14 protein-coding genes are annotated in these 22,748 nt (G+C 71.8%); 8 read left to right on the top strand and 6 right to left on the bottom strand.

Going from position 1 to position 22,748, the window contains the following annotated elements; all coding sequences use genetic code 11:
- The first annotated feature begins 221 nt into the window (after positions 1–221).
- Both ACGH7X_RS27135 and ACGH7X_RS27130 read left to right on the top strand, forming a co-directional pair.
- On the top strand, positions 222–1,871 hold the full coding sequence (locus ACGH7X_RS27135) for a M4 family metallopeptidase (RefSeq protein WP_399889209.1): 1,650 nt from the start codon (positions 222–224) through the stop codon (positions 1,869–1,871).
- A 92-nt stretch (positions 1,872–1,963) separates the two neighbouring features.
- Complete coding sequence (locus ACGH7X_RS27130) at positions 1,964–2,473, top strand: DUF1990 family protein (RefSeq protein WP_399889206.1); 510 nt, start codon at positions 1,964–1,966, stop codon at positions 2,471–2,473.
- 23 nt (positions 2,474–2,496) lie between these two features.
- Here the strand turns inward: ACGH7X_RS27130 and ACGH7X_RS27125 are convergent, their stop codons facing one another.
- Entirely contained in the window at positions 2,497–5,115 is a 2,619-nt protein-coding gene (locus ACGH7X_RS27125) for a glycosyltransferase family 1 protein (protein ID WP_399889203.1), read from the bottom strand.
- A gap of 406 nt (positions 5,116–5,521) precedes the next feature.
- Here ACGH7X_RS27125 and ACGH7X_RS27120 point away from each other — a divergent pair, with 406 nt between their 5' ends.
- From ACGH7X_RS27120 to glgB, 4 genes are all read left to right on the top strand, one after another.
- On the top strand, positions 5,522–7,549 hold the full coding sequence (locus tag ACGH7X_RS27120; RefSeq protein WP_399889200.1) for an alpha-1,4-glucan--maltose-1-phosphate maltosyltransferase: 2,028 nt from the start codon (positions 5,522–5,524) through the stop codon (positions 7,547–7,549).
- The gene (gene treS, locus ACGH7X_RS27115) at positions 7,546–9,246 is read left to right on the top strand and encodes a maltose alpha-D-glucosyltransferase (protein ID WP_399889197.1); all 1,701 of its coding nucleotides are present in this window, start codon (positions 7,546–7,548) and stop codon (positions 9,244–9,246) included. Before ACGH7X_RS27120 ends, treS begins: the two co-directional genes overlap by 4 nt.
- A gap of 89 nt (positions 9,247–9,335) precedes the next feature.
- Positions 9,336–10,730 (top strand): maltokinase, encoded by a 1,395-nt coding sequence (locus ACGH7X_RS27110; RefSeq protein WP_399889194.1) that lies wholly within the window; start codon positions 9,336–9,338, stop codon positions 10,728–10,730.
- A gap of 40 nt (positions 10,731–10,770) precedes the next feature.
- Complete coding sequence (gene glgB, locus ACGH7X_RS27105) at positions 10,771–13,212, top strand: 1,4-alpha-glucan branching enzyme (protein WP_399889191.1); 2,442 nt, start codon at positions 10,771–10,773, stop codon at positions 13,210–13,212.
- 16 nt (positions 13,213–13,228) lie between these two features.
- On the opposite strand, the gene ACGH7X_RS27100 is transcribed toward glgB, so the two are convergent.
- From ACGH7X_RS27100 to ACGH7X_RS27085, 4 genes are all read right to left on the bottom strand, one after another.
- Complete coding sequence (locus tag ACGH7X_RS27100; RefSeq protein ID WP_399889188.1) at positions 13,229–15,496, bottom strand: HelD family protein; 2,268 nt, start codon at positions 15,494–15,496, stop codon at positions 13,229–13,231.
- A 121-nt stretch (positions 15,497–15,617) separates the two neighbouring features.
- On the bottom strand, positions 15,618–15,932 hold the full coding sequence (locus ACGH7X_RS27095) for a thioredoxin (protein ID WP_399897377.1): 315 nt from the start codon (positions 15,930–15,932) through the stop codon (positions 15,618–15,620).
- A gap of 14 nt (positions 15,933–15,946) precedes the next feature.
- Positions 15,947–16,345: a MerR family transcriptional regulator gene (locus tag ACGH7X_RS27090; RefSeq protein WP_399889185.1), complete on the bottom strand. Its 399-nt coding sequence runs from the start codon at positions 16,343–16,345 to the stop codon at positions 15,947–15,949.
- A gap of 144 nt (positions 16,346–16,489) precedes the next feature.
- The gene (locus ACGH7X_RS27085; protein WP_399889182.1) at positions 16,490–17,884 is read right to left on the bottom strand and encodes a cation:dicarboxylate symporter family transporter; all 1,395 of its coding nucleotides are present in this window, start codon (positions 17,882–17,884) and stop codon (positions 16,490–16,492) included.
- Between the two features lie 155 nt (positions 17,885–18,039).
- Between ACGH7X_RS27085 and ACGH7X_RS27080 the strand changes: the two genes are divergently transcribed.
- The gene (locus tag ACGH7X_RS27080; RefSeq protein ID WP_399889179.1) at positions 18,040–19,698 is read left to right on the top strand and encodes an ATP-binding protein; all 1,659 of its coding nucleotides are present in this window, start codon (positions 18,040–18,042) and stop codon (positions 19,696–19,698) included.
- Positions 19,695–20,387, top strand: coding sequence for a response regulator (locus ACGH7X_RS27075; RefSeq protein WP_399889176.1), 693 nt, complete (start codon positions 19,695–19,697; stop codon positions 20,385–20,387). Before ACGH7X_RS27080 ends, ACGH7X_RS27075 begins: the two co-directional genes overlap by 4 nt.
- On the opposite strand, the gene ACGH7X_RS27070 is transcribed toward ACGH7X_RS27075, so the two are convergent.
- A complete protein-coding gene (locus ACGH7X_RS27070) occupies positions 20,272–22,566 on the bottom strand; it encodes a tetratricopeptide repeat protein (protein ID WP_399897374.1) in 2,295 nt (764 codons plus the stop codon). The genes ACGH7X_RS27075 and ACGH7X_RS27070 overlap by 116 nt on opposite strands.
- Between the last annotated feature and the right edge of the window lie 182 nt (positions 22,567–22,748).

The following is a 22,748-nucleotide window of genomic DNA, read 5'->3' as shown; positions in this document are numbered from 1 at the left end:
GTTTTTTGCCAAGCGCTTACGCCCGTCTTGTTGTGGCTTGACCGAGGTCACGGGCCTTCACATTCCCGCAACACACCACCCACCGTCGGTTTTCGGCCAACATCATCACGCCCTCCTGACATGTACGCGCCTTCGATGTCAGTCTTCCGTCACCGCCGCACAACTTCGCAGTAACCGGCCGGACCCCACTCCGACCGGATCCCCCCACCGAAGGAGCTTGTGTGTCCTCCCTCTTCGCGCGCCACAAGCGCACCACCCTGGCCCTCGCCACCGCGGTCGCGGCCGGGGCGATGCTCACCACCGGCCTGACCGCCGGCAACGCGGCCGCCGACGCCACCGCGTCCGCGGCCCTCCCGGGCGCCCCCGTACTTCTGTCGGACACCGCCCGCAGCGCGCTCATACAGGAGCAGCAGACGGGCGCGGCCGGCACGGCCCAGGAGATAGGCCTCGGCGCCAAGGAGAAACTGGTCGTCAAGGACGTGGTCAAGGACCACGACGGCACCGTGCACACCCGCTACGAGCGCACCTACGACGGCCTGCCCGTCCTCGGCGGCGACCTCGTCGTGCACCGGGCGAAGTCCGGCGCCACCAAGAGCGTCACCAAGGCGACGAAGGCCTCGATCAAGGTGGCCACCGTCACGCCGAAGGTCGCCGCGGCCAAGGCCGAGCAGCAGGCGCTGAGCGCCGCCAAGGACGCCGGTTCGTCGAAGACGGCGGCCGACTCCGCGCCCCGCAAGGTCGTCTGGGCCGCCGACGGCAAGCCCGTCCTCGCCTACGAGACCGTGGTCGGCGGCCTCCAGGACGACGGCACCCCGAACGAACTGCACGTCATCACCGACGCCGCCACCGGCGCCAAGCTGCACGAGTACCAGGGCATCGAGACCGGCTCCGGCAAGAGCCTGTACTCGGGCACGGTCGAACTCGGCACCACCCAGTCGGGTTCGTCGTACCAGCTGTACGACACCGGGCGCGGCGGCCACAAGACGTACAACCTGGCCCGCAAGACCTCCGGCACCGGCACGCTGTTCACCGACGCGGACGACGCCTGGGGCACCGGCGAGGCCTCCAGCGACCCCGAGGACCAGACCGCCGCCGTGGACGCCGCCTACGGCGCCCAGGTCACCTGGGACTTCTACAAGGACACCTTCGGTCGCAGCGGCATCAAGAACGACGGCAAGGCGGCCTACTCCCGCGTCCACTACGGCAGCAACTACGTCAACGCGTTCTGGGACGACAGCTGCTTCTGCATGACGTACGGCGACGGCACGGGCAACTCCAACCCGCTGACCTCGCTGGACGTGGCCGGGCACGAGATGAGCCACGGCGTCACCTCCAACACCGCGGGCCTCAACTACAGCGGCGAGTCCGGCGGCCTCAACGAGGCGACGTCCGACATCTTCGGCACCGGCGTGGAGTACTTCGCGAACAGCTCCGCCGACAAGGGCGACTACCTCATCGGCGAGCAGATCGACATCAACGGCGACGGCACCCCGCTGCGCTACATGGACGAGCCCAGCAAGGACGGCGCGTCCAAGGACTACTGGGACTCCGGCCTCGGCGGCGTCGACGTGCACTACTCCTCGGGCCCGGCCAACCACTTCTTCTTCCTGCTGTCCGAGGGCAGCGGGGCGCGGACGGTCGACGGGGTGGAGTACGACTCCCCGACCTCCGACGGCTCCACCGTGACCGGCATCGGCCGCGAGAAGGCACTCCAGGTCTGGTACAAGGCGCTGACCGAGTACATGACGTCGACGACCGACTACGGGGACGCCCGCGCGGCGACCCTGAGCGCGGCCTCCGACCTGTACGGCGCCGACAGCACCGAGTACAAGACGGTGGGCGCGGCCTGGACCGCGATCAACGTGAGCTGAGCCGAGCCGACCGGCGCCGGTTCCCCGGCTCCAACACGGCGGGCGGCACCCGGAACCAGCGGTTCCCGGGTGCCGCCCTACTCTTGGGACCCATGTCCTTCACGTACGACGACGTCGGCGCCACCCGCGAGCAGGGCCACTGCCCGCCCGGCTTCCGCCCCATGCACGTACGCACCCGCCTGGGGGAGGGCGAACCGGTCTTCCAGCGGGCCGTCGAGGCGGTCCTCACCTGGGAGATGCACCGGGAGATGGGCGTCGGCATCGACGCGAGCGCGGAGCGCGCCGCGCCCGGCGTCGACGTCACCGTCACCCTCGCCGGAATGATCAAGGCGCCCTGCCGGGTGGTGTGGACCCTGGAGGAACCCCGCCGGGCCGGCTGGGCCTACGGCACCCTGCCCGGCCACCCCGAGTCCGGCGAGGAGGCCTTCGTGGTCGACCGCACCGGCGACGGCACGGTCTGGCTGACCGTGTCCGCCTTCAGCCGGCCCGCCAAGTGGTACGCCAAGGCCGGCGGACCGGCCGCCCGCGCCTTCCAGCACGCCTACGCCCGCCGCTGCGGCACGGTCCTGCGGCGGCTGAGCGGCGGCGACGAGGAGGACTGACCGCCCCGCCGCCGCCCGGGCGCTCACCGCATCAGCAGCCCGGCCGCCTCCGCCAGGTCGCCCGAGGGCACCGCGACCAGCCCGGTCTCCACGCCGGACGCCAGCAGCCGGTGCGCGGGCAGGACGCGGACCGTGTAGCCGAAGGGGCCGGTGCGGTCCAGGGCGAGCGGGCCCTCGTACACCCAGCGGCCCTCCAGGTCGGGGCCGCCCACCGGTTTCAGCGGCGCCTTCGCCGCGTCGGTGATCCGGTCCTCGGAGTCCACCCGGCCGGAGACCGCCTGCACCTCCACGTCCTCCGGCGCGAGGTCGCCGAGTCTCACGCGCACCCGCAGCCCCAGTGTCGTGCCCAGTTCGGCGCTGGCGGTGGCGGCGGAGGTCTCCACGTGGTCGACGCTCACGCCGGACCAGGCCGCCCGCACCCGGGCCTTCCACTCGGCGAGTCCGCGGGCGGAGTCCGGGTCCATCGCGCGGTGCGCCTCGGCGGCGGGGGCGTAGAGCCGCTCGACGTACTCGCGGACCATGCGGCCGGCCAGCACCTTGGGCCCGAGCAGGCTGAGGGTCTTGCGGACCATCTCGAGCCACCGGTCGGGCAGCCCGCTCGCCCCGCGCTCGTAGAAGCGCGGGGTGATCCGCTGCTCCAGCAGGTCGTACAGGGCGGCGGCCTCTATGGCGTCGCGCCGGTCGGGGTCGGTGCCCGCACCGTCGGCGGTGGGGATCGCCCAGCCGAAGTCGGGCTGGTACCACTCGTCCCACCAGCCGTCGAGGACCGACAGGTTGAGGCAGCCGTTGAGCGCCGCCTTCATGCCGCTGGTCCCGCACGCCTCCAGGGGCCGCAGGGGGTTGTTCAGCCAGATGTCGCAGCCGGGGTAGAGCTTCTGCGCCATCGCCATGCCGTAGTCCGGCAGGAACACGATGCGGTGCCGCACCCGCGGGTCGTCCGCGAACCGCACCAGCTCCTGCACCAGCCGCTTGCCCCCGTCGTCCGCCGGGTGCGCCTTGCCCGCGACGACGATCTGGATCGGCCGCTCCGGATGCAGCAGCAGGTCCATCAGCCGGTCCCGGTCGCGCAGCATCAGCGTGAGGCGCTTGTACGAGGGGACGCGACGGGCGAAGCCGATGGTGAGCACGTCCGGGTCGAGGACGTCGTCGATCCAGCCCAGCTCGGCCGTCCCGGCGCCGCGCTGCCGCCAGGAGGCGCGCAGCCGCTCCCGCACCTCCTCGACGAGCTGCTCGCGCAGGGTGCGGCGCAGCTCCCAGATGTTCTGGTCGGGGATGTCGGCGACCGAGTCCCAGCGGTCCGAGCCGCCGACGGCCAGCGCGTCCTCGGCCCGCTGGACGCCGATCTGCCGGGCGCCGAGCCGGAAGACCTCGGGTGCCACCCAGGTCGGGGCGTGCACACCGTTGGTGACGGAGGTGATCGGCACCTCGTCGGCGTCGAAGCCGGGCCACAGTCCGGAGAACATCCCGCGGCTGACCCCGCCGTGCAGCAGGGAGACGCCGTTGGCGCGCTGGGCCAGACGCAGGCCCATCACGGCCATGTTGAAGAGGTTCGGCTCGCCGCCTGGGTAGGTCTCCATGCCGAGCCGGAGGATGCGTTCGACGTCGATGCGCGGGAGTTCGGAGTCGGGGCCGAAGTGGCGGGCGACCAGCTCGCGGTCGAAGCGGTCGATGCCGGCCGGGACCGGAGTGTGGGTGGTGAAGACGGTGCCGGCCCGCACCGCCTCCAGGGCGGAACCGAACTCCGAGCCCTCGTCGCAGAGTTCGGCGATGCGCTCCAGACCGAGGAAGCCGGCGTGGCCCTCGTTGGTGTGGAACACCTCCGGCGCGGCGTGGCCGGTGAGCCGGCAGTACGTCCGTACCGCCCGGACACCTCCTATGCCCAGGAGCATCTCCTGGAGGAGCCGGTGCTCGCTGCCGCCGCCGTACAGCCGGTCGGTGACGCCGCGTTCGCCGAGGTCGTTCTCCTCGACGTCGGAGTCCAGGAGCAGCAGCGGCACCCGGCCGACCTGGGCCAGCCAGACGCGGGCCCGCAGCTCCCGGCCGCCGGGCAGCGCGAGGGCGACGTGGGCGGGGGTGCCGTCGGTCTCCTTGAGGAGGACGAGGGGCAGCTCGTGGGGGTCGAGGACGGGGTAGTGCTCCTGCTGCCAGCCGTCCCGGGTCAGGGACTGGCGGAAGTAGCCGTGGCGGTAGAGCAGGCCCACGCCGACGAGCGGCACGCCGAGGTCGCTGGCCGCCTTCAGATGGTCGCCGGCCAGGATGCCGAGCCCGCCGGAGTACTGGGGCAGGGCGGCGGTGATGCCGAACTCGGGCGAGAAGTAGGCCACGGCGGCGGGGAGTCGGCCGGGCTGGGCCTGGTACCAGCGCTCGCCGGTCATGTAGTGGTCGAGGTCGTCGGCCACCTCGGTCAGCCGGCGCAGGAAACGCCGGTCCTCGGCCAGTTCCGCGAGGCGGGCGGGCCCGACGGTGCCGAGCAGCCGTACCGGGTCGCGGCCGGACGCGGTCCAGCACTCGGGGTCGACGGACTGGAAGAGGTCGCGGGTCTCCGGATGCCAGGACCAGCGCAGATTCCGGGCCAGATCACTGAGCGGCCGGAGGGGGTCGGGGAGAACGGGACGGACGGTCAGTCGACGAATCGCCTTCACCCTGACGACGTTACCGCGCGATGTGTCCCTCGCTGAGGCCTTCGCCCTCAGACCTCCGATTCGGCCTGAACGGCCTCGTCCACGAACGCCGGACGGGCTAATACCACCGGCGTGTCGATATGGCCGGATCTTTCCCCGTCGGCCTTCTTGTGGCACTTCGGCCCGCGCGAAAGGCTGCACATGTCGCGAAGGCACTGATTGCGGGAGCGGCATCCGGGAAGGCGTTCGGGAGACGTTCGGTCGGTGTCGTCGCGTGTGTCGACATACGCGCGAGTAGTTAACAAAGTGCCGGATTGCCCACCCGAAGAGTGTGGGAAGGCTCCTGCGGTACGCCCCGCACGCACCTCGCAGGACCCACCTCCCCAGAGTCATCCGCCCACCCACGTTGACGCGGACAGGAGCGGTCATGCCCGCCACGCAGCACTCGTCAGCATCTCCCGCGGACAGCAGCACCGTCGTCGGACGCATCCCCGTACTGGACGTACGCCCGGTCGTCCGGCAGGGGCGCAGGCCGGCCAAGGCCGTCACCGGCGAGTCGTTCGAGGTCTCCGCCACCGTGTTCCGGGAGGGACACGACGCGGTCGCCGCCAACGTCGTGCTGAAGGACCCCGAGGGCCGGCCAGGCCCCTGGACGCCGATGCGCGAACTGGCCCCGGGCACCGACCGCTGGGGCGCCACCGTCACCGCGGGCGAGCCCGGTCGGTGGTCGTACACCGTGGAGGCGTGGGGCGATCCGGTCACCACCTGGCGGCATCACGCGCGGATCAAGATCCCGGCGGGGATGGACACCGAGCTGGTCCTGGAGGAGGGCGCCCGGCTGTACGAGCGGGCCGCCGCGGACGTGCCCGGGAGCGAGCAGCGGCGTGAACTGCTGGCCGCCGTCGACGCGCTGCGGGACGAGAGCAGGCCGGCCGCCTCGCGCCTTGCGGCGGCGTTGACGCCCGAGGTGGACGCGGTCCTGGCCCGGCATCCGCTGCGGGAGCTGGTCACCAGCTCCGACCCGCTGCCCCTGCTCGTGGAACGCGAACGCGCCCTGTACGGCGCCTGGTACGAGTTCTTCCCCCGCTCCGAGGGCACCCCCGAACAACCCCACGGCACCTTCCGCACCGCCGCCCGCCGCCTCCCCGCGATCGCCGCCATGGGCTTCGACGTCGTCTACCTCCCCCCGATCCACCCCATCGGCACCACCCACCGCAAAGGCCGCAACAACACCCTCTCCGCCACCCCCGACGACGTCGGCGTCCCCTGGGCCATCGGCTCCCCCGAAGGCGGCCACGACACCGTCCACCCCGCCCTGGGCACCATCGACGACTTCGACCACTTCGTCGGCGAAGCCACCCGCCTGGACCTGGAAGTCGCCCTCGACTTCGCCCTCCAGTGCTCCCCCGACCACCCCTGGGTCCACAAACACCCCGAGTGGTTCCACCACCGCCCCGACGGCACCATCGCCCACGCCGAGAACCCGCCCAAGAAATACCAGGACATCTACCCCGTCGCCTTCGACACCGACCTCGACGGCCTCGTCACCGAAACCGTGCGCGTCCTCAGGTTCTGGATGGACCACGGAGTACGCATCTTCCGCGTCGACAACCCCCACACCAAACCCGTCCTCTTCTGGGAACGCGTCATCGGCGAGATCAACACCGCCGACCCCGACATCATCTTCCTGGCCGAGGCCTTCACCCGCCCCGCGATGATGCACACCCTCGCCCAGATCGGCTTCCAGCAGTCCTACACCTACTTCACCTGGCGCAACACCAAACAGGAACTCACCGAGTACCTCACCGAACTGACCGGAGACGCCGCCTCCTACATGCGGCCCAACTTCTTCGCCAACACCCCCGACATCCTCCACGCCCACCTCCAGCACGGCGGCCGCCCCGCCTTCGAGACCCGCGCCGTCCTCGCCGCCACCCTCTCCCCCACCTGGGGCATCTACAGCGGCTACGAACTCTGCGAGAACACCCCCCTGCGCGACGGCAGCGAGGAATACCACAACTCCGAGAAATACCAGCTCACACCCCGCGACTGGACCACCGCCACCCGCGAGGGCACCACCATCGCCCCCCTCATCACCCGGCTCAACACCGTCCGGCGCGAGAACCCGGCGCTGCGGCAACTGCGCGACCTGCACTTCCATCCCACGGACAAGGAGGAGGTGATCGCCTACTCGAAGCGGCAGGGGTCGAACACGGTTCTGGTGGTCGTGAACCTCGACCCCCACCACACCCAGGAGGCGACGGTCTCGTTGGACATGCCGCAACTCGGCCTGGACTGGCACGAGTCGGTGCCGGTGCGCGACGAGCTGACCGGCGAGACCTACCACTGGGGCAGGGCCACCTATGTGCGCCTGGAGCCGGGCCGGACGCCCGCGCACGTCTGCACGGTTCTGCGACCGTCCCACCCGCATACCGGAGGGTCACCCACCACATGATCGTCAACGAGCCCGTGCCGGACACCTTCGAGGACACCCCCGCCAAGGACCGGGACCCGGACTGGTTCAAACGAGCCGTCTTCTACGAGGTCCTCGTCCGTTCCTTCCAGGACAGCAACGGCGACGGCGTCGGCGACCTCAAGGGCCTGACCGCCAAGCTGGACTACCTGCAATGGCTGGGCGTGGACTGCCTGTGGCTCCCGCCCTTCTTCAAGTCACCGCTGAAGGACGGCGGCTACGACGTCTCCGACTACACCGCCGTGCTGCCCGAGTTCGGCGACCTCGCGGACTTCGTGGAGTTCGTGGACGCGGCGCACCAGCGCGGCATGCGCGTGATCATCGACTTCGTCATGAACCACACCAGCGACCAGCACCCGTGGTTCCAGGAGTCGCGCAGCAACCCGGACGGCCCCTACGGCGACTACTACGTCTGGGCCGACGACGACAAGCAGTTCCAGGACGCGCGGATCATCTTCGTCGACACCGAGGCGTCCAACTGGACGTACGACCCGGTGCGCAAGCAGTACTACTGGCACCGCTTCTTCTCCCACCAGCCCGACCTCAACTACGAGAACCCGGCCGTGCAGGAGGAGATGATCTCCGGGCTGAAGTTCTGGCTGGACCTGGGCATCGACGGTTTCCGGCTGGACGCGGTGCCGTACCTCTACCAGGAGGAGGGCACCAACTGCGAGAACCTGCCGCGCACGCACGAGTTCCTGAAGCGGGTGCGCAAGGAGATCGACGCGCAGTATCCGGACACGGTGGTGCTGGCCGAGGCCAACCAGTGGCCGGAGGACGTGGTCGACTACTTCGGCGACTACTCCGCGGGCGGCGACGAGTGCCACATGGCCTTCCACTTCCCGGTCATGCCGCGGATCTTCATGGCGGTCAGAAGGGAGTCGCGCTACCCGGTCTCCGAGATCCTCGCCAAGACCCCGGCCATCCCCTCCGGCTGCCAGTGGGGCATCTTCCTGCGCAACCACGACGAGCTGACTTTGGAAATGGTCACCGACGAAGAGCGCGACTACATGTACGCGGAGTACGCCAAGGACCCGCGCATGCGCGCCAACATCGGCATCCGCCGGCGGCTCGCCCCCCTGCTGGACAACGACCGCGACCAGATCGAACTGTTCACCGCGCTGCTGCTCTCCCTGCCCGGCTCGCCGATCCTCTACTACGGCGACGAGATCGGCATGGGCGACAACATCTGGCTCGGCGACCGCGACGCCGTACGCACCCCGATGCAGTGGACACCCGACCGCAACGCGGGCTTCTCGTCGTCCGACCCGGGGCGCCTGTTCCTGCCCACGATCATGGACCCGGTCTACGGCTTCCAGGTGACGAACGTCGAGGCGTCGATGGCCTCGCCGTCCTCGCTGCTGCACTGGACCCGCCGCATGATCGAGATCCGCAAGCAGAACCCCGCCTTCGGCCTGGGCACCTACACCGAGCTGCCCTCCTCCAACCCGGCCGTGCTGGCCTTCCTGCGCGAACACGAGGACGACCTGGTGCTGTGCGTCCACAACTTCTCGCGGTTCGCGCAGCCCACGGAACTCGACCTCAGTGCCTTCGGCGGACGCCATCCGGTCGAGCTGTTCGGCGGGGTCCGCTTCCCGGCGGTCGGTGACCTGCCGTACCTGCTGACCCTCGGCGGGCACGGCTTCTACTGGTTCCGGCTGCGCAAGGACGCCGTCTAGGCCCGGGCCCGGGCGGGGCGGTTTCCGCCGCCCCGCCCGGGGCACGCATCAGTAACCACCCCGACGATCCGGGGAGAGGACGCCACGCCATGCCGGAAGCCGTCATACGCACCGTCACGAGCCCGCCAGGCCTCCTGGCGTCACTTGATCCGCTCCTGCGGGAGTGGCTGCCGCGGCAGCGCTGGTTCGCCGGCAAGGGGCGCCCGGTCACCGGCTTCTCGCTGGTCGCCGCCACCGAGCTGCTCCCCGCCGACTCCCGTCTCGGCCTCCACCACGTGCTGGTGCGCGCCCATCAGCAGCTCGCACCGGCCGCGGGCGCGCCCGCGGAGCCGGGCGACTGCTACCAGCTCCTCATAGGCACGCGCGAGGCGCTGCCGCCCCGGCTCGCGCCCGCGCTGATCGGGCATGTGACCGAGGGCCCGGCGGCCGGACGCACCGCCTACGACGCCCTCCAGGACACCCGGCCGGCCGAGGTGCTCCTGGAGGCCCTGCGCTCCCGGGCCCGCATCGGCGGGCTCCGCTTCGAGCGCGAGGAGGGCGCGGAGATACGTACCGGCCTCGTGCCGCGGCTGATGACCGCCGAGCAGTCGAACTCGTCGGTCGTCTATGGAGATACGTTCATTCTCAAGCTGTTGCGCCGGATCGTGCCCGGCGTCAACCCCGACCTGGAACTGCCGCTGGCCCTGGCCCGCGAGGGCTGCCCCCGGGTGCCGGCGCCGACGGGGTGGATGGTGGCGGACCTGGCCGGCCGGTCCTGGGTGCTCGGCGTGCTCCAGCCCTATGTGCAGGGCGCGACCGACGGCTGGGAACTGGCCCTGCGCGAGCTGGCCAAGGGGGAGGACTTCGTCGCCGAGGCCCGGGCGCTGGGGCGGGCCACCGCCGAGGTGCACACCGCCCTGGCCCACGCGCTGCCGACCGTCACCCTCGGCCCCGCCCAGGTGCGGCAGCTCGCCGACGGCATGACCGAGCGGCTGGAGGAGGCCGCCCGCGCCGTGCCGCTGCTCCGGTCGTACGCGCCCGCGCTGCGTACGGCGTTCACGGCGCTGGTGGACCTGGCCGCCGAGGGCCGTACCTGGACAGCGCAGCGGGTCCACGGCGACCTGCACCTCGGCCAGTGCCTGCGCTCGCCCGACGGGCTGTGGTCGCTGATCGACTTCGAGGGGGAACCCGCGAAGCCGCTGGCCGAGCGGAGGATGCCGCAGCCGCCGGTGCGGGACGTCGCCGGGATGCTGCGCTCCTTCGACTACGCGGCACACTCGGCCGAAGCGTCCGTGCCGGGCTGGGCCGAGTCCTGCCGGGCCGCGTACTGCACCGGGTACGCGGAGGTCGCCGGCAGCGATCCGCGCACCGACCCGGTGATGCTCCGCGCCCACGAGACGGACAAGGCGGTCTACGAGGTCCTGTACGAGGCCAGGCACCGTCCCGACTGGCTGCCGGTGCCCCTGGCCGCCGTGCGCCGCCTGACCGCGACCGAACCGGCATGACGCCCCCTCTTGATCCCACCCCGTCCAGGAGGCCCCGCCCGTGACCCCCCGCCCCTCGTCCAGCGGTCCCGACCCGAAGAAGGCGGCCACGAAGAAGGCGTCCGCCGAGAAGGCGGCCACGAAGAAGGCGGCTGCCAAGAACGCGAGCGGCAAGAAGGCCGCCGCCAAGAAGGCGGTCTCCAAGAACGCCGTCTCCAAGAACGCCGTCTCCAAGAAGGCGGCCGCGAAGAAGACCGCCAAGGCCGTGAAGAAGGCGGTGGCCCAGGAAGCCGCCCGTGCCCGCGCCGAGGTCGCCGCCTCCCCCTGTCTGGACGCCGGCGACCGGGAGCGGCTGCTCGCCGGCACCCATCACGACCCGCACTCCGTGCTCGGCGCCCACCGGGTGCCCGGCGGCGTCGCGTTCCGGGCGTTCAGGCCGTACGCCCTTGCGGTGACCGTGCTGTCCGGGGAGCTGCGCGTCGAGCTGCACAACGACGGGGACGGGTTCTTCTCCGGACTGGTCCCGCTGAGCGAGGTCCCCCTCCACCGGCTCCTGGTGGCGTACGAGAGGACCGTCCAGGAGACCGAGGACCCGTACCGCTTCCTGCCCACCCTGGGCGACCTGGACCTGCACCTGATCGGCGAGGGCCGGCACGAGCAGCTGTGGCAGGCGCTCGGCGCGCATCCGACGACGCACGAGGGCGTCGCGGGCACCCGCTTCGCGGTGTGGGCGCCGAACGCGCGGGGCGTCCGGGTGGCCGGCGGCTTCAACTTCTGGGACGGCACCGGACATCCGATGCGGTCGCTCGGCTCGACCGGCGTGTGGGAGCTGTTCCTGCCCGGCGTCGGGGCGGGCGAGCTGTACAAGTACGAGATCACCCGGCCCGACGGCTCGCGCACCTTCCGCGCCGACCCGCTGGCCCGCCGTACGGAGGTCCCGCCGGCCACCTCCTCCGTCGTGCACGCCTCGCACTACACGTGGGGCGACGGGGAGTGGCTGGCCCGCCGCGCGGACGCGCCCGCGCACGAGGCACCGCTGTCGGTGTACGAGGTCCACCTTGCCTCCTGGCGCCCCGGCCTGACGTACCGTCAACTCGCCGAGCAGCTCCCGGCGTACGTCGCGGACCTCGGCTTCACGCACGTCGAGCTGATGCCGGTCGCGGAGCATCCCTTCGGCGGCTCCTGGGGCTACCAGGTCACCGGCTTCTACGCGCCCACGGCCCGGCTGGGCGACCCGGACGACTTCAAGTACCTGGTGGACCGGCTGCACCGGGCCGGCATCGGCGTCCTGATGGACTGGGTGCCGGCGCACTTCCCGCGCGACGACTGGGCTCTCGCGGAGTTCGACGGGCGTCCGCTGTACGAGCACTCCGATCCGCTGCGGGCCGCGCACCCGGACTGGGGGACGCTGGAGTTCGACTTCGGGCGCCGGGAGGTGCGCAACTTCCTGGTCGCCAACGCCGTGTTCTGGTGCGAGGAGTTCCACATCGACGGGCTGCGCGTCGACGCGGTCGCCTCGATGCTGTACCTGGACTACTCGCGCGAGCCTGGCCAGTGGACGCCGAACGAGCACGGCGGCCGGGAGAACCTGGACGCGGTGGCGTTCCTCCAGGAGATGAACGCGACGGTGTACCGGCGGGTGCCGGGCGTCGTGACGGTGGCGGAGGAGTCCACGGCCTGGGACGGGGTCACCCGCGCCACCCACCACAAGGGGCCGAGCGGCTTCGGCGGGCTCGGGTTCGGGCTGAAGTGGAACATGGGCTGGATGCACGACTCGCTCGAGTACATGAGCCGCGAGCCGGTGCACCGCAAGTACCACCACGGCGAGATGACCTTCTCCATGGTGTACGCCTACAGCGAGAACTACGTGCTGCCAATCTCCCATGACGAGGTGGTGCACGGCAAGAAGTCCCTGGTGACGAAGATGCCGGGCGACTGGTGGCAGCAGCGCGCGAACGAGCGCGCCTACCTGGGCTTCATGTGGGCCCACCCCGGCAAGCAACTGCTCTTCATGGGGCAGGAGTTCGCGCAGGGCGCGGAGTGGTCCGAGGCGCACGGGCCCGACTGGTGGCTGCTCGACCCGGAGTACGGCGCGTCGGCGGACCACCGGGGCGTGCGCGACCTGGTGCGGGACCTGAACACCGTCTACCGGGCCACGCCCGCGCTGTGGCGGCGCGACACCCACCCCTCCGGGTTCGCCTGGGTGGTCGGGGACGCCGCCGAGGACGACGTGCTGGCGTTCCTGCGGCTGGACGCCGACGGCACCCCGTTGCTCGCGGTGTCGAACTTCGCCCCGGTGGTCCGCCCCGACTACCGCCTCGGCGTCCCCGACGACGTCCCGGCCTGGCACGAGGTGCTCAACACCGACGCCGCGCGGTACGGCGGCGGCGACGTGCGCAACCCCGACCCGGTCAAGCCGGATCCCCAGGGGTGGCACGGCCGGCCGGCGAGCATCCGGCTGACCCTGCCGCCCCTGGCGACGGTGTGGCTGCGCCCGGCCTGACCGGCCGGACCGCCCCTCAGTCCGCGTCCACCAGGCCCTTCGGCAGCGGCTCGCTGTGCAGGACGCCGAGCCGCTGGGTGGCGCGGGTGAGGGCGACGTAGAGGTCGCTGGTGCCGTAGCGGGCGGGCTCGACGACCAGGACGGAGTCGAACTCCAGGCCCTTGGACTGGCGCGGGTCGAGCAGGACGACGCGGTGCGTGAGGTCCGGCTCGGCGCCCGCCGTCACGCCGTCGAGGCGGGCCGCGAGCACCCGGTGCAGCTCGCGCGGGGCGATGACGGCGAGGCGGCCCTCCTCGGGGGTCAGCTCCCGGGCGGCCTCGGCGACGGCGGACGGGAGGTCGCCGGTGGCGCGGATCCAGGGGCGTACGCCGGTGGACCGTACCGAACTCGGCGGCGCGAAGGCCGGGTCGTGGGCGCGGACGACGGCCGCCGCCACGTCCATGATCTCGGCCGGGGTGCGGTAGTTGACGCCCAGGCGGGTGTGCTTGAAGCGGTCCTCGACGTACGGGGCAAGGATCTTCGACCAGGAGCCGACGCCGGCCGCCTCGGCGGTCTGCGCCGGGTCGCCGACCAGGGTCATCGAACGGGTCGGGCAGCGGCGCATCAGCAGCCGCCAGGCCATCGGGGACAGCTCCTGCGCCTCGTCCACGATGATGTGCCCGAACGCCCAGGTACGGTCGGCCGCGGCGCGTTCGGCGGCACTGCGGTGGTCGTCCTCCTCCTGGCGTTCGGCGAAGCGCTCGGCGTCGATGATGTCGTGCGCCGACAGCACCTCCGCGTCGTCCTCGTCCTTGTCCTCGAACTCGTAGGTCCTGGACGCGTACGACACGTCCAGGACGCCCTGCGCGTAGGCGATCTGCTCCTCCCGCTCGCGTTCGGCCAGGGAGCGGGCGATCCGGTCGTCCACGCCGAGCAGTTCGGCCGCCTCGTCCAGCAGGGGCACGTCGGCGACGGTCCAGCGCCGGGTGACCGGGCGGCGGACGGCGGCGGCGTCCTCCGCGCCCAGGAAGCCGTCGGGGGCGGCGAGGAAGTCGGCGACCAGGCGGCGCGGGGTCAGGCGGGGCCACAACTGGTCGATCGCCTTCCAGACCTCGGGGTTGTCGGCGAGTTCGTCGCGGATCTGGGTGATGTCGCTGGGGTCGAGGAGGTTGGTGCCGTCGTAGGGGTCGGTGCCGATGCGTTCGGCGACCATGTCGGTGAGGGTGTTGAGGATGTGGCCCTCGAAGTGCTCGCGGGCCGCGTTGTGCGGCAGCTTCGGGGCGCGGGTGCGCTCGCGGGCGACGTTGACCAGGTCGTCGTCCAGCATCAGGATCTCGCGGTCGTGCTCGATCGCGATCACCGGGTCGGGCAGCGCCTGCCGGTCGCGGACCACCTCGGCGAGCACGTCGGCCATGTCGGCCCGGCCCTTCACGGCGGCCGCCCCCGGCGGGTCCGAGGCCGTGGCCTTCACGCCGGGGAACAGCTCGCCGACGGTGGACAGCAGCACACCGGTCTCGCCGAGCGAGGGCAGCACCTCGCCGATGTAGCCGAGGAAGGCCGGGTTGGGGCCGACGATGAGGACGGCCCGCTTGGCGAGCAGTTCGCGGTGCTCGTAGAGCAGGTAGGCGGCGCGGTGCAGGGCGACGGCGGTCTTGCCGGTGCCGGGGCCGCCCTCGACGACCAGGACGCCGCGGTGCGGGGCGCGGATGATGCGGTCCTGGTCGGCCTGGATGGTCTGCACGATGTCGCCCATGCGGCCGGTGCGCGCGGAGTTCAGCGCGGCCAGCAGCACGGCGTCGCCGGACGGGTCCTCGTGACCGGTCCGGGTCTCGTCGCCGAGGTCGAGGATCTCGTCGTGCAGGTCGGTGACCGTGCGGCCCTCGCTGGTGATGTGCCGGCGGCGGCGCAGGCCCATCGGGGTGTGGCCGGTGGCCAGGTAGAAGGGGCGGGCGACGTCGGCCCGCCAGTCGATCAGGACCGGGGTGCGTTCGGCGTCGTCGGTGCGCAGTCCGATCCGGCCGATGTGGTGCGTGTCCCCGGAGGTGAGGTCGATCCGGCCGAAGCAGAGGGAGCCGTCCACCGCGTTCAGCGCGGCGAGCAGCCCGGAGCGCTCGGCGACCAGGATGTCCCGCTCCAGCCGGGCCTGCTGGGGGGTGTTGCCCTGCGCGAGCGCGTCCGTCACCGAGGTCTCGGTGTCGCCGCGCAGCGCGTCCACGCGCGCGTACAGCCCGTCGACGAATTCCTGCTCGTGCAGCAATTCATCGTCCGGAAATTCGGTGTTTGACAATTCCACTCCCGGCCGCATATACTGTGCCTACTGAACCTCTTCGCGCCTTCATTTGCCCTGAAGTCACGAATCATTGAATATACGCAGAGAAATCCCCCGAGCGCAATTGCTCGGGGGATTTCTTTGTATCCGCCTCGGGTCAGATCACGTCGGCCAGCTCCGCCAGCAACCGCCGCTTGGGCCGGGAGCCGACCATCGACTTCACCGGCTCACCCCCGCGGAACACCATGAACGTCGGCATCGACAGCACCTTGTACGCGTTCGTGGTCTCCGGGTTCTGGTCGACGTTCAGCTGCACCACCCTCAGCCGGTCGCCCTCCTCCTCGGCCAGGGCGCTGAGCACCGGGGCCATCTGCCGGCACGGCGGGCACCAGTCCGCGGTGAACTCCACCAGTACGGGCAGCTCCGCCCCGATCACCTCCGTCGCGAAATCCGCGTCCGTCACCTCGGGCACTCCGGTGATCGCGGTCATGCGTGTCCTCCCAGTTCGCACTTGGGCTCCGGACCCCCCGGAGCCGCCGCCTCGGCCCGCGCCAGCTGCGCGCCCACCTGCGCGCGCACCGACGTGAGCTGCTCGATCAGCGTGTCCAGCTCCGCCAGCTTGCGCCGGTAGACCACCAGGGACGCCGGGCAGGAGTCGCCCTCGGGGTGTCCCGCGCGCAGGCACTCCACGAACGGGCGGGTCTCCTCCAGGTCGAACCCGAAGTCCTGGAGGGTCCTGATCTGCCGCAGCAGCTTCAGGTCCTCCTCGTCGTAGGTCCGGTAACCGTTGCCGCCCCGCCGCGCGGGCAGCAGGCCCCGCGACTCGTAGTACCGCAGCGTCCGGGTCGTGGTCCCGGCCCGTGCGGCCAGCTCGCCGATTCGCATGGGAACGAACGTAAGCCTTGACGCGGACGTCAAGGCAAGAAGCCCCGCACCGGGGGAGGCGCGGGGCTTCTTGGGGGGGGACCGGGCGGCTGAGCAACGGGGGGAGCACCTCAGCCGCCCGGCGTGCGGGGCGTCGCGCGGGCCTCAGGCCTTCGCCAGCTCCTTCTCGCCGCCCTGCTCGGGCAGCTCCGGCGTGTCCTCGGCGCCGTCCGCGCCGTGGTGGTCGTCCAGCAGCGTCTTCTCGTCGAACGGGGCCCGGCCGGCGAGCACCTCGTTCACCCGGTCCTTGTCGATCTCCTTGGTCCAGGTGCCGATCAGGACGGTGGCCACCGCGTTGCCGCCGAAGTTGGTCAGGGCGCGGGCCTCGCTCATGAAGCGGTCGATGCCGACGATCAGGCCGATGCCGTCCACCAGGGCCGGCTTGTGCGACTGGAGACCGCCGGCCAGCGTGGCCAGACCGGCGCCGGAGACACCGGCGGCGCCCTTGGAGGCCACCAGCAGGAAGAGCAGCAGCGGGATCTGCTCACCGATCGACATCGGCGTACCCATGGCGTCCGAGATGAACAGCGAGGCCATGGTCATGTAGATCATGGTGCCGTCGAGGTTGAACGAGTAGCCGGTCGGGACGGTGATGCCGACCACCGGCTTGCTGACGCCCAGGTGCTCCATCTTCGCGATGAGGCGCGGCAGCGCCGACTCCGACGAGGAGGTGGACAGGATCAGCAGGAACTCGCGGCCCAGGTACTTGAAGAGCGAGAAGACGTTGACCCCGGAGACGACGCGCAGCACCGTGCCCAGCACCAGGAAGAGGAAGATGACGCAGGTCGCGTAGAAGCCGAGCATCAGCACGGCCAGGCTCTTGAGGGCGTCGACGCCGGCCGATCCGGTGACCGCGGCGATGGCACCGAACGCGCCGACCGGGGCCGCCCACATGATCATCGCCAGGACGCGGAAGACGAGCCGCTGGATGTGCTCGATGCCGCGCAGCACGGGCTGCCCGGCGTTGCCCATGGCCTGCAGCGCGAAGCCGCAGAGCAGCGCGATCAGCAGGGTCTGCAGGACCTCGCCCGCGGTGAACGCCGAGACGATCGTCGTCGGGATGATGCCCATCAGGAAGTCGACGGTGCCCTTGGCCTCCGCGTCGACCTGCGCCTGACCGGTCTCCTTGACGGCGTCGGTGACCGCGAGGCCCGTGCCCGGGTCCAGGATGTTGCCGACGATCAGGCCGATGGCCAGCGCCACCAGCGACATCACCAGGAAGTAGCCCAGGGCGATACCACCCACCGCGCCGACCTTGGCGGCCTTGCGGACCGAGCCGATGCCCAGCACGATCGTGCAGAAGATGATCGGGGAGATCATCATCTTGATCAGGTTCACGAAACCGGTGCCGAGCGGCTTCAGCTCGGTCGCGAAGTCCGGGGCGGCGAGACCGACGGCGATGCCGAGGGCGACCGCGATGATCACCGCGATGTAGAGATAGTGCGTGCGGTCCCGTTTGGCTTTGGGTGCGGCAGGTGCCGTAGCGGCGTTGCTGGTCACGGCTGCCCTCCTTGACGACGTCGTCGGTACTCACCGGCGTGCGGCTCACGTCCGGGGGTTTGTATCGGGGATGCGGTGACTATCTCCCGGTGTGTGAGCGCGGTCACCCTTGCGTTCATTTAGTTCACAATCCAGCCAGGGGGGAGACTGGCTGCATGCGCCTCCCCGTCCCGAGACCCCGGAGCCTGGCCGGGCAGCTCTTCGCCATGCAGGCCGTGCTCATCACGGTCGTCGTGGTCGGGTACGCGCTGTTCACCTACATCAGCGACCGGGGGCAGGCCGAGGAGGCCGCCGGGCGGCAGGCCAGGTCGGTGTCGCTGGCGATCGCCGACTCGCCGTCCGTGGCGGAGGCGATCCGCACCCCGGACCCGACGGCGCGCCTGCAGCCGTACGCGGTGCGGGTCATGCAGGACACCGACGTGGACTTCGTGACGATCATGGATCCGGAGGGCATCCGCTGGACCCACCCGGAGCCGACAGAAATCGGCCATCTCTTCCAGGGGCACATCGAGCGCGCGCAGCGGGGCGAGACCTTCACGGAGACCTACACGGGCACGCTCGGGCCCTCGGTGCGGGCGGTCACGCCCATCGTGGACAACGGCCGGATCGTCGGCCTCGTCTCCGCCGGGATCAAGGTCGAGGAGATCAGCAAGCGGGCGCAGGAGCAGCTCACGGCCCTGTCGGGGGTGGCGGCGGGCGCGCTGCTGCTCGGCGCGGTCGGCACGTACGTGATCAACGCGCGGCTGCGCCGGCACACGCACGGGATGAACGCGGACGAGCTGAGCCGGATGCACGACTACCATCAGGCGGCGCTGCACGCGGTGCGGGAAGGGCTGCTGATGCTGGACGGGCAGTACCGTGTCGCGCTGATCAACGACGGCGGACGGGAGCTGCTCGGCGTGAGCGGTGACGTGGTCGGCGCCTCGGTGGCGGACCTCGGGCTGCCGTCGCAGCTGACGGGGGCGCTGCTGGCGTCGGAGCCGCGGGTGGACGAGGTGCACCTGGCGGCGGAACGGGTGCTGGTGGTGAACACCTCGCCGGTCTCCGGCGGTGAGCGCCGGGGCACGGTGGTGACGCTGCGGGACGTGACCGAACTGCAGTCGCTGACGGGCGAGCTGAACTCGGAGCGCGGTTTCACCCAGGCGCTGCGCTCCCAGGCGCACGAGGCCGCGAACCGGCTGCACACGGTCGTCTCGCTGATCGAGCTGGGGCGGGCGCCGGAGGCGGTGGAGTTCGCGACGGCGGAACTGGAGCTGGCGCAGGCGCTCACCGACCAGGTGGTGGCTGCGGTGAGCGAGCCGGTGCTGGCGGCGCTGCTGCTGGGCAAGACGGCGCAGGCCAACGAGCGGGGAGTGGAGCTGGTGGTGTCGCAGGAGAGCCGACTGGACGACGGGCTGCTGCCGCCGTCGCTGCCCGCCCGGGACCTGGTGACGATCCTGGGCAACCTGGTGGACAACGCCGTGGACGCGGCGCAGGGTGCGGTGCCCTCGCGGGTGACGGTGGCGGCGTACACAAAAGCGCCCGGGGGCGGTGGCTCCGAGCTGGTGCTGTGGGTCTCGGACACCGGCGCCGGGGTCGATCCCGCCCATGCCGACCTGGTCTTCCAGCGGGGCTACTCGACCAAGCCGGCCGGCGAGGGCGGGCGCGGCCTGGGGCTCGCCCTGGTACGGCAGGCGGTACGGCGGCACGGCGGCACCCTGACCGTGGCGGAGGCCGAGGGCGGCGGCGCCCGCTTCGAGGCACGGCTGCCGCTGGGAGACGCGGCGACGCCGGCCACCGCGACGGACAGATCGGGCGCCGGGGGTGCGGTGTGAGCACCGCCAACCCGCAGCCCATCCGGGTCCTGGTCGTCGAGGACGACCCGGTCGCCGCCGACGCGCACGTGATGTACGTCGGCCGGGTGCCGGGGTTCGTGGCCGTCGGCAAGGCGCACACGGGGGCGGAGGCCCGGCGGATGCTGGACCGTACGCCGGTGGACCTGCTCCTGCTCGACCTGCACCTGCCGGACGTGCACGGGCTCCAGCTGGCCCGTTCGCTGCGGGCGGCGGGGCATCACACCGACGTGATAGCGGTGACGTCGGCGCGGGACCTGACGATGGTGCGCGAGGGCGTGTCGCTGGGCGTCGTCCAGTACGTGCTGAAGCCGTTCACCTTCGCCACCCTGCGCGACCGGCTCGTGCGGTACGCGGAGTTCCGGGGCACCGCAGGCGAGGCGAGCGGCCAGGACGAGGTGGACCGTGCCCTGGCCACCCTCCGCGCCCCCGGCCCGGCGGCCCTGCCCAAGGGCCTGAGCGGACCGACCCTGGAACGGGTCACGGGCGCCCTGCGCGGCTCGGACACGGGCCTCACGGCGGCCGGGGTCGCGGAGGCGGTGGGGATCTCGCGCATCACCGCCCGGCGCTACCTGGAGCACCTGGTCGACGCGGGCCGGGCTGGGCGGAGCCCGCAGTACGGGCAGGTGGGGCGGCCGGAGCTGGTGTACCGGTGGGTACGGGGCCGGTGAGCCGCGCCGCCCTGCGGGCCTGCTCGGCCTCCTTGGGCGAGCCCGCCCGCTCGTAGGCGTCGGCGGCCTGCGTCATGCGCGCGCGGGCCCGTTCGGCGTCCCCGGCCGTCTCGTGCACGAGCCCGAGGGCGTACAGCGTGCGGGCACTGCCGTGCCAGTCCTCGAACTCCTCGCAGATGTCCAGACTGTCGAGGCAGGCGGTCACGGCTTCCGCCGTACGGCCCCGCGCGTTGAGGGCGACGGCGTAGTTGTGCCAGGCCCTGCCCTCGCGGGGCCGGTCCCCTGTCTCCCGGTAGAGGTCGAGGGCAGTGCGCAGGGCGTTGAGGGCCTCGTCGACGCGGCCGGACTTGCGCAGTGTGAGGGCGAGGTTGTTCCAGGCACCGGCCTCGCTGTGCCGATCCCCTGTGCGCCGGAAGAGGCCGAGTGCGATGTGGAAGGCTTCGACGGCCTCGTCGATGTGCCCCACGTCGCCGAGGACGACGCCGAGGTTGGACACCGCCATCGCCTTGCCGTTGTCGTGGCCCACGGCGTGGTAGAGGTCGCCCGCCCGTTGGTGCGCTGCCCACGCCTCCCTGAGTCGGCTGCCTCCCCGCAAGGCGTTTCCCATCCTGTTCCAGGCGGCGGCTTCGACGGCCTTGTCGCCCTCCCGGCGTGCGGCGGCACAGGTGGCCCGGCACACGGCGACCGTGTCGTCGAAGAAGCGCCGCCATTCGAAGTACTCACCGAGCGCATTGGCGAGCCGGACGGCGTCGGAGGCCAGTGGGCGGTCCGTTGCCCACTGGGCGGCGGCCACGAGCCCGGCGCGCTCCGCGTCGAACCAGGCGAGTGCCTCCTCACGACTCCGGAACGGCCCGGTCTCCTTGCCGTCCTCGATGCGGGGCTTCAGCCGGGCGTCCGCCGCGCGGGCCCGCTCCAGGTAGTGCCGCAGCACGCGCGCCCGCGCAGCGTCACCCTCTGTCCGGACCACCAATCCCGCCCCGAACACCCGCACCAGGTCGTGCAACCGCCACCACCCGCGCGTGCGCCCCCTCTCCACGAGGTGCGCCCGGGCCAGGGCGTGTTGGTCACGCGCCGGAGGACGGCCGGCGCCGACCAGCGCGGCGACGACCTCGTCGCTCACCTCGGACCCCGGCGCGAGAGCGAGCAAGCGCAGGAGCCGGGCCTGCCCGGGCGGCAGTCGACGGTAGGACAGTTCGAAGGCGGCGCGAACGCTGCGTTCGCCGTCGTCGAGGTGGTCCAGGCGGTCGTGGGCCTCGGTCAGTTCCGCCACGAGTTCGGCCACCCGCTTGCCCGGGTCGACCGTCAGCAGGGCGGCCGCGATCTGCAGGGCCAGCGGAAGGTGCCCGCAGAGGCTCGCGAGTCGGTCGCTCGTTCCGGGGTCCTCGCCCACCCGGGCGTCGTACGGGTCGGCGATCCGCAGCGCCCGGTCGAGGAGTTCGTACGCCTCCCTCGTCCCGAGTTGGTCCAGGGGCAGGAGCCGCGCACCGAGTTGTGGCAGGCGATCGCGTGACGTGACCAGGATGCGGTGCCGGGAGTCACCCGGCAGAAGGAGCCGCACCTGGTCGGCCGACGAGGCGTTGTCGGCCAGGACCAGCACCCTGCCGCGCTCGTGGGCCCGGGCGGCGAGCACCGAGCGGTAGAGCGCCGCCCGCTCGTCGGTCTCGGTGGGGACGTGTTCCGGCGGAGTGCCGAGGGCGTGCAGCATGGCTTGCAGGCCCCGGTCGGCGGTGACGGGCTCCCGGTCGTAGCCGTGCAGGTCGATGAAGAGCACCCCGCCGGGGAACCAACCCCGTTCACGGGCCAGGTGCGCGGTCTCGACCGCGAGCGCGGTCTTGCCGATGCCGCCGAGACCGGACACGGCGGCGACGAGGGTCAGGGCCGTCTCGTTGGACCGAGCCCCGGCCGGGTCCAGCGCGCACAACAGGCCCTCGATCTCGCACTCCCGGCCGGTGAACCCGCCGGGCCTGGGCGGCAGACCCGCCATCGCCTCCGGGACGGCAGCCCCGCCCTCCTGGACCACGACCTGTACGCCGACCACCTCGCGCAGGAAGACCCCGCCCCGGAAGTCGGTGTGGTCGCCGCCGTACCAGGACGTCCCGCTGCCCGGCGCCGACCGGTCCATGGCCCGTGCGACGGCACCGGCGACGCCGGGCGGTCCGGCTGCAAGCAGCTCGGCCACCGTCTCGCCCCACTGGCGTACGGCATCCCGCCACGCCGGTTCTGCCACCGCCCTCGCGATGTCCCCTAGGGACGCACCGGCGTCGAGACCCACCGTCCGCGCCAGCCTCTCCACCGCCCGGCGTCCTTCGTCACCACCCGCACCCTCGGACAGAGCCGTCAGCAATGCCGCTTCCATGCGCG

Source organism: Streptomyces sp. BBFR51 (assembly GCF_044591655.1).
Lineage (GTDB): Bacteria > Actinomycetota > Actinomycetes > Streptomycetales > Streptomycetaceae > Streptomyces.
Note: the sequence above shows the minus strand (reverse complement) of the source record. Positions and strands in the feature narration are given on the sequence as shown.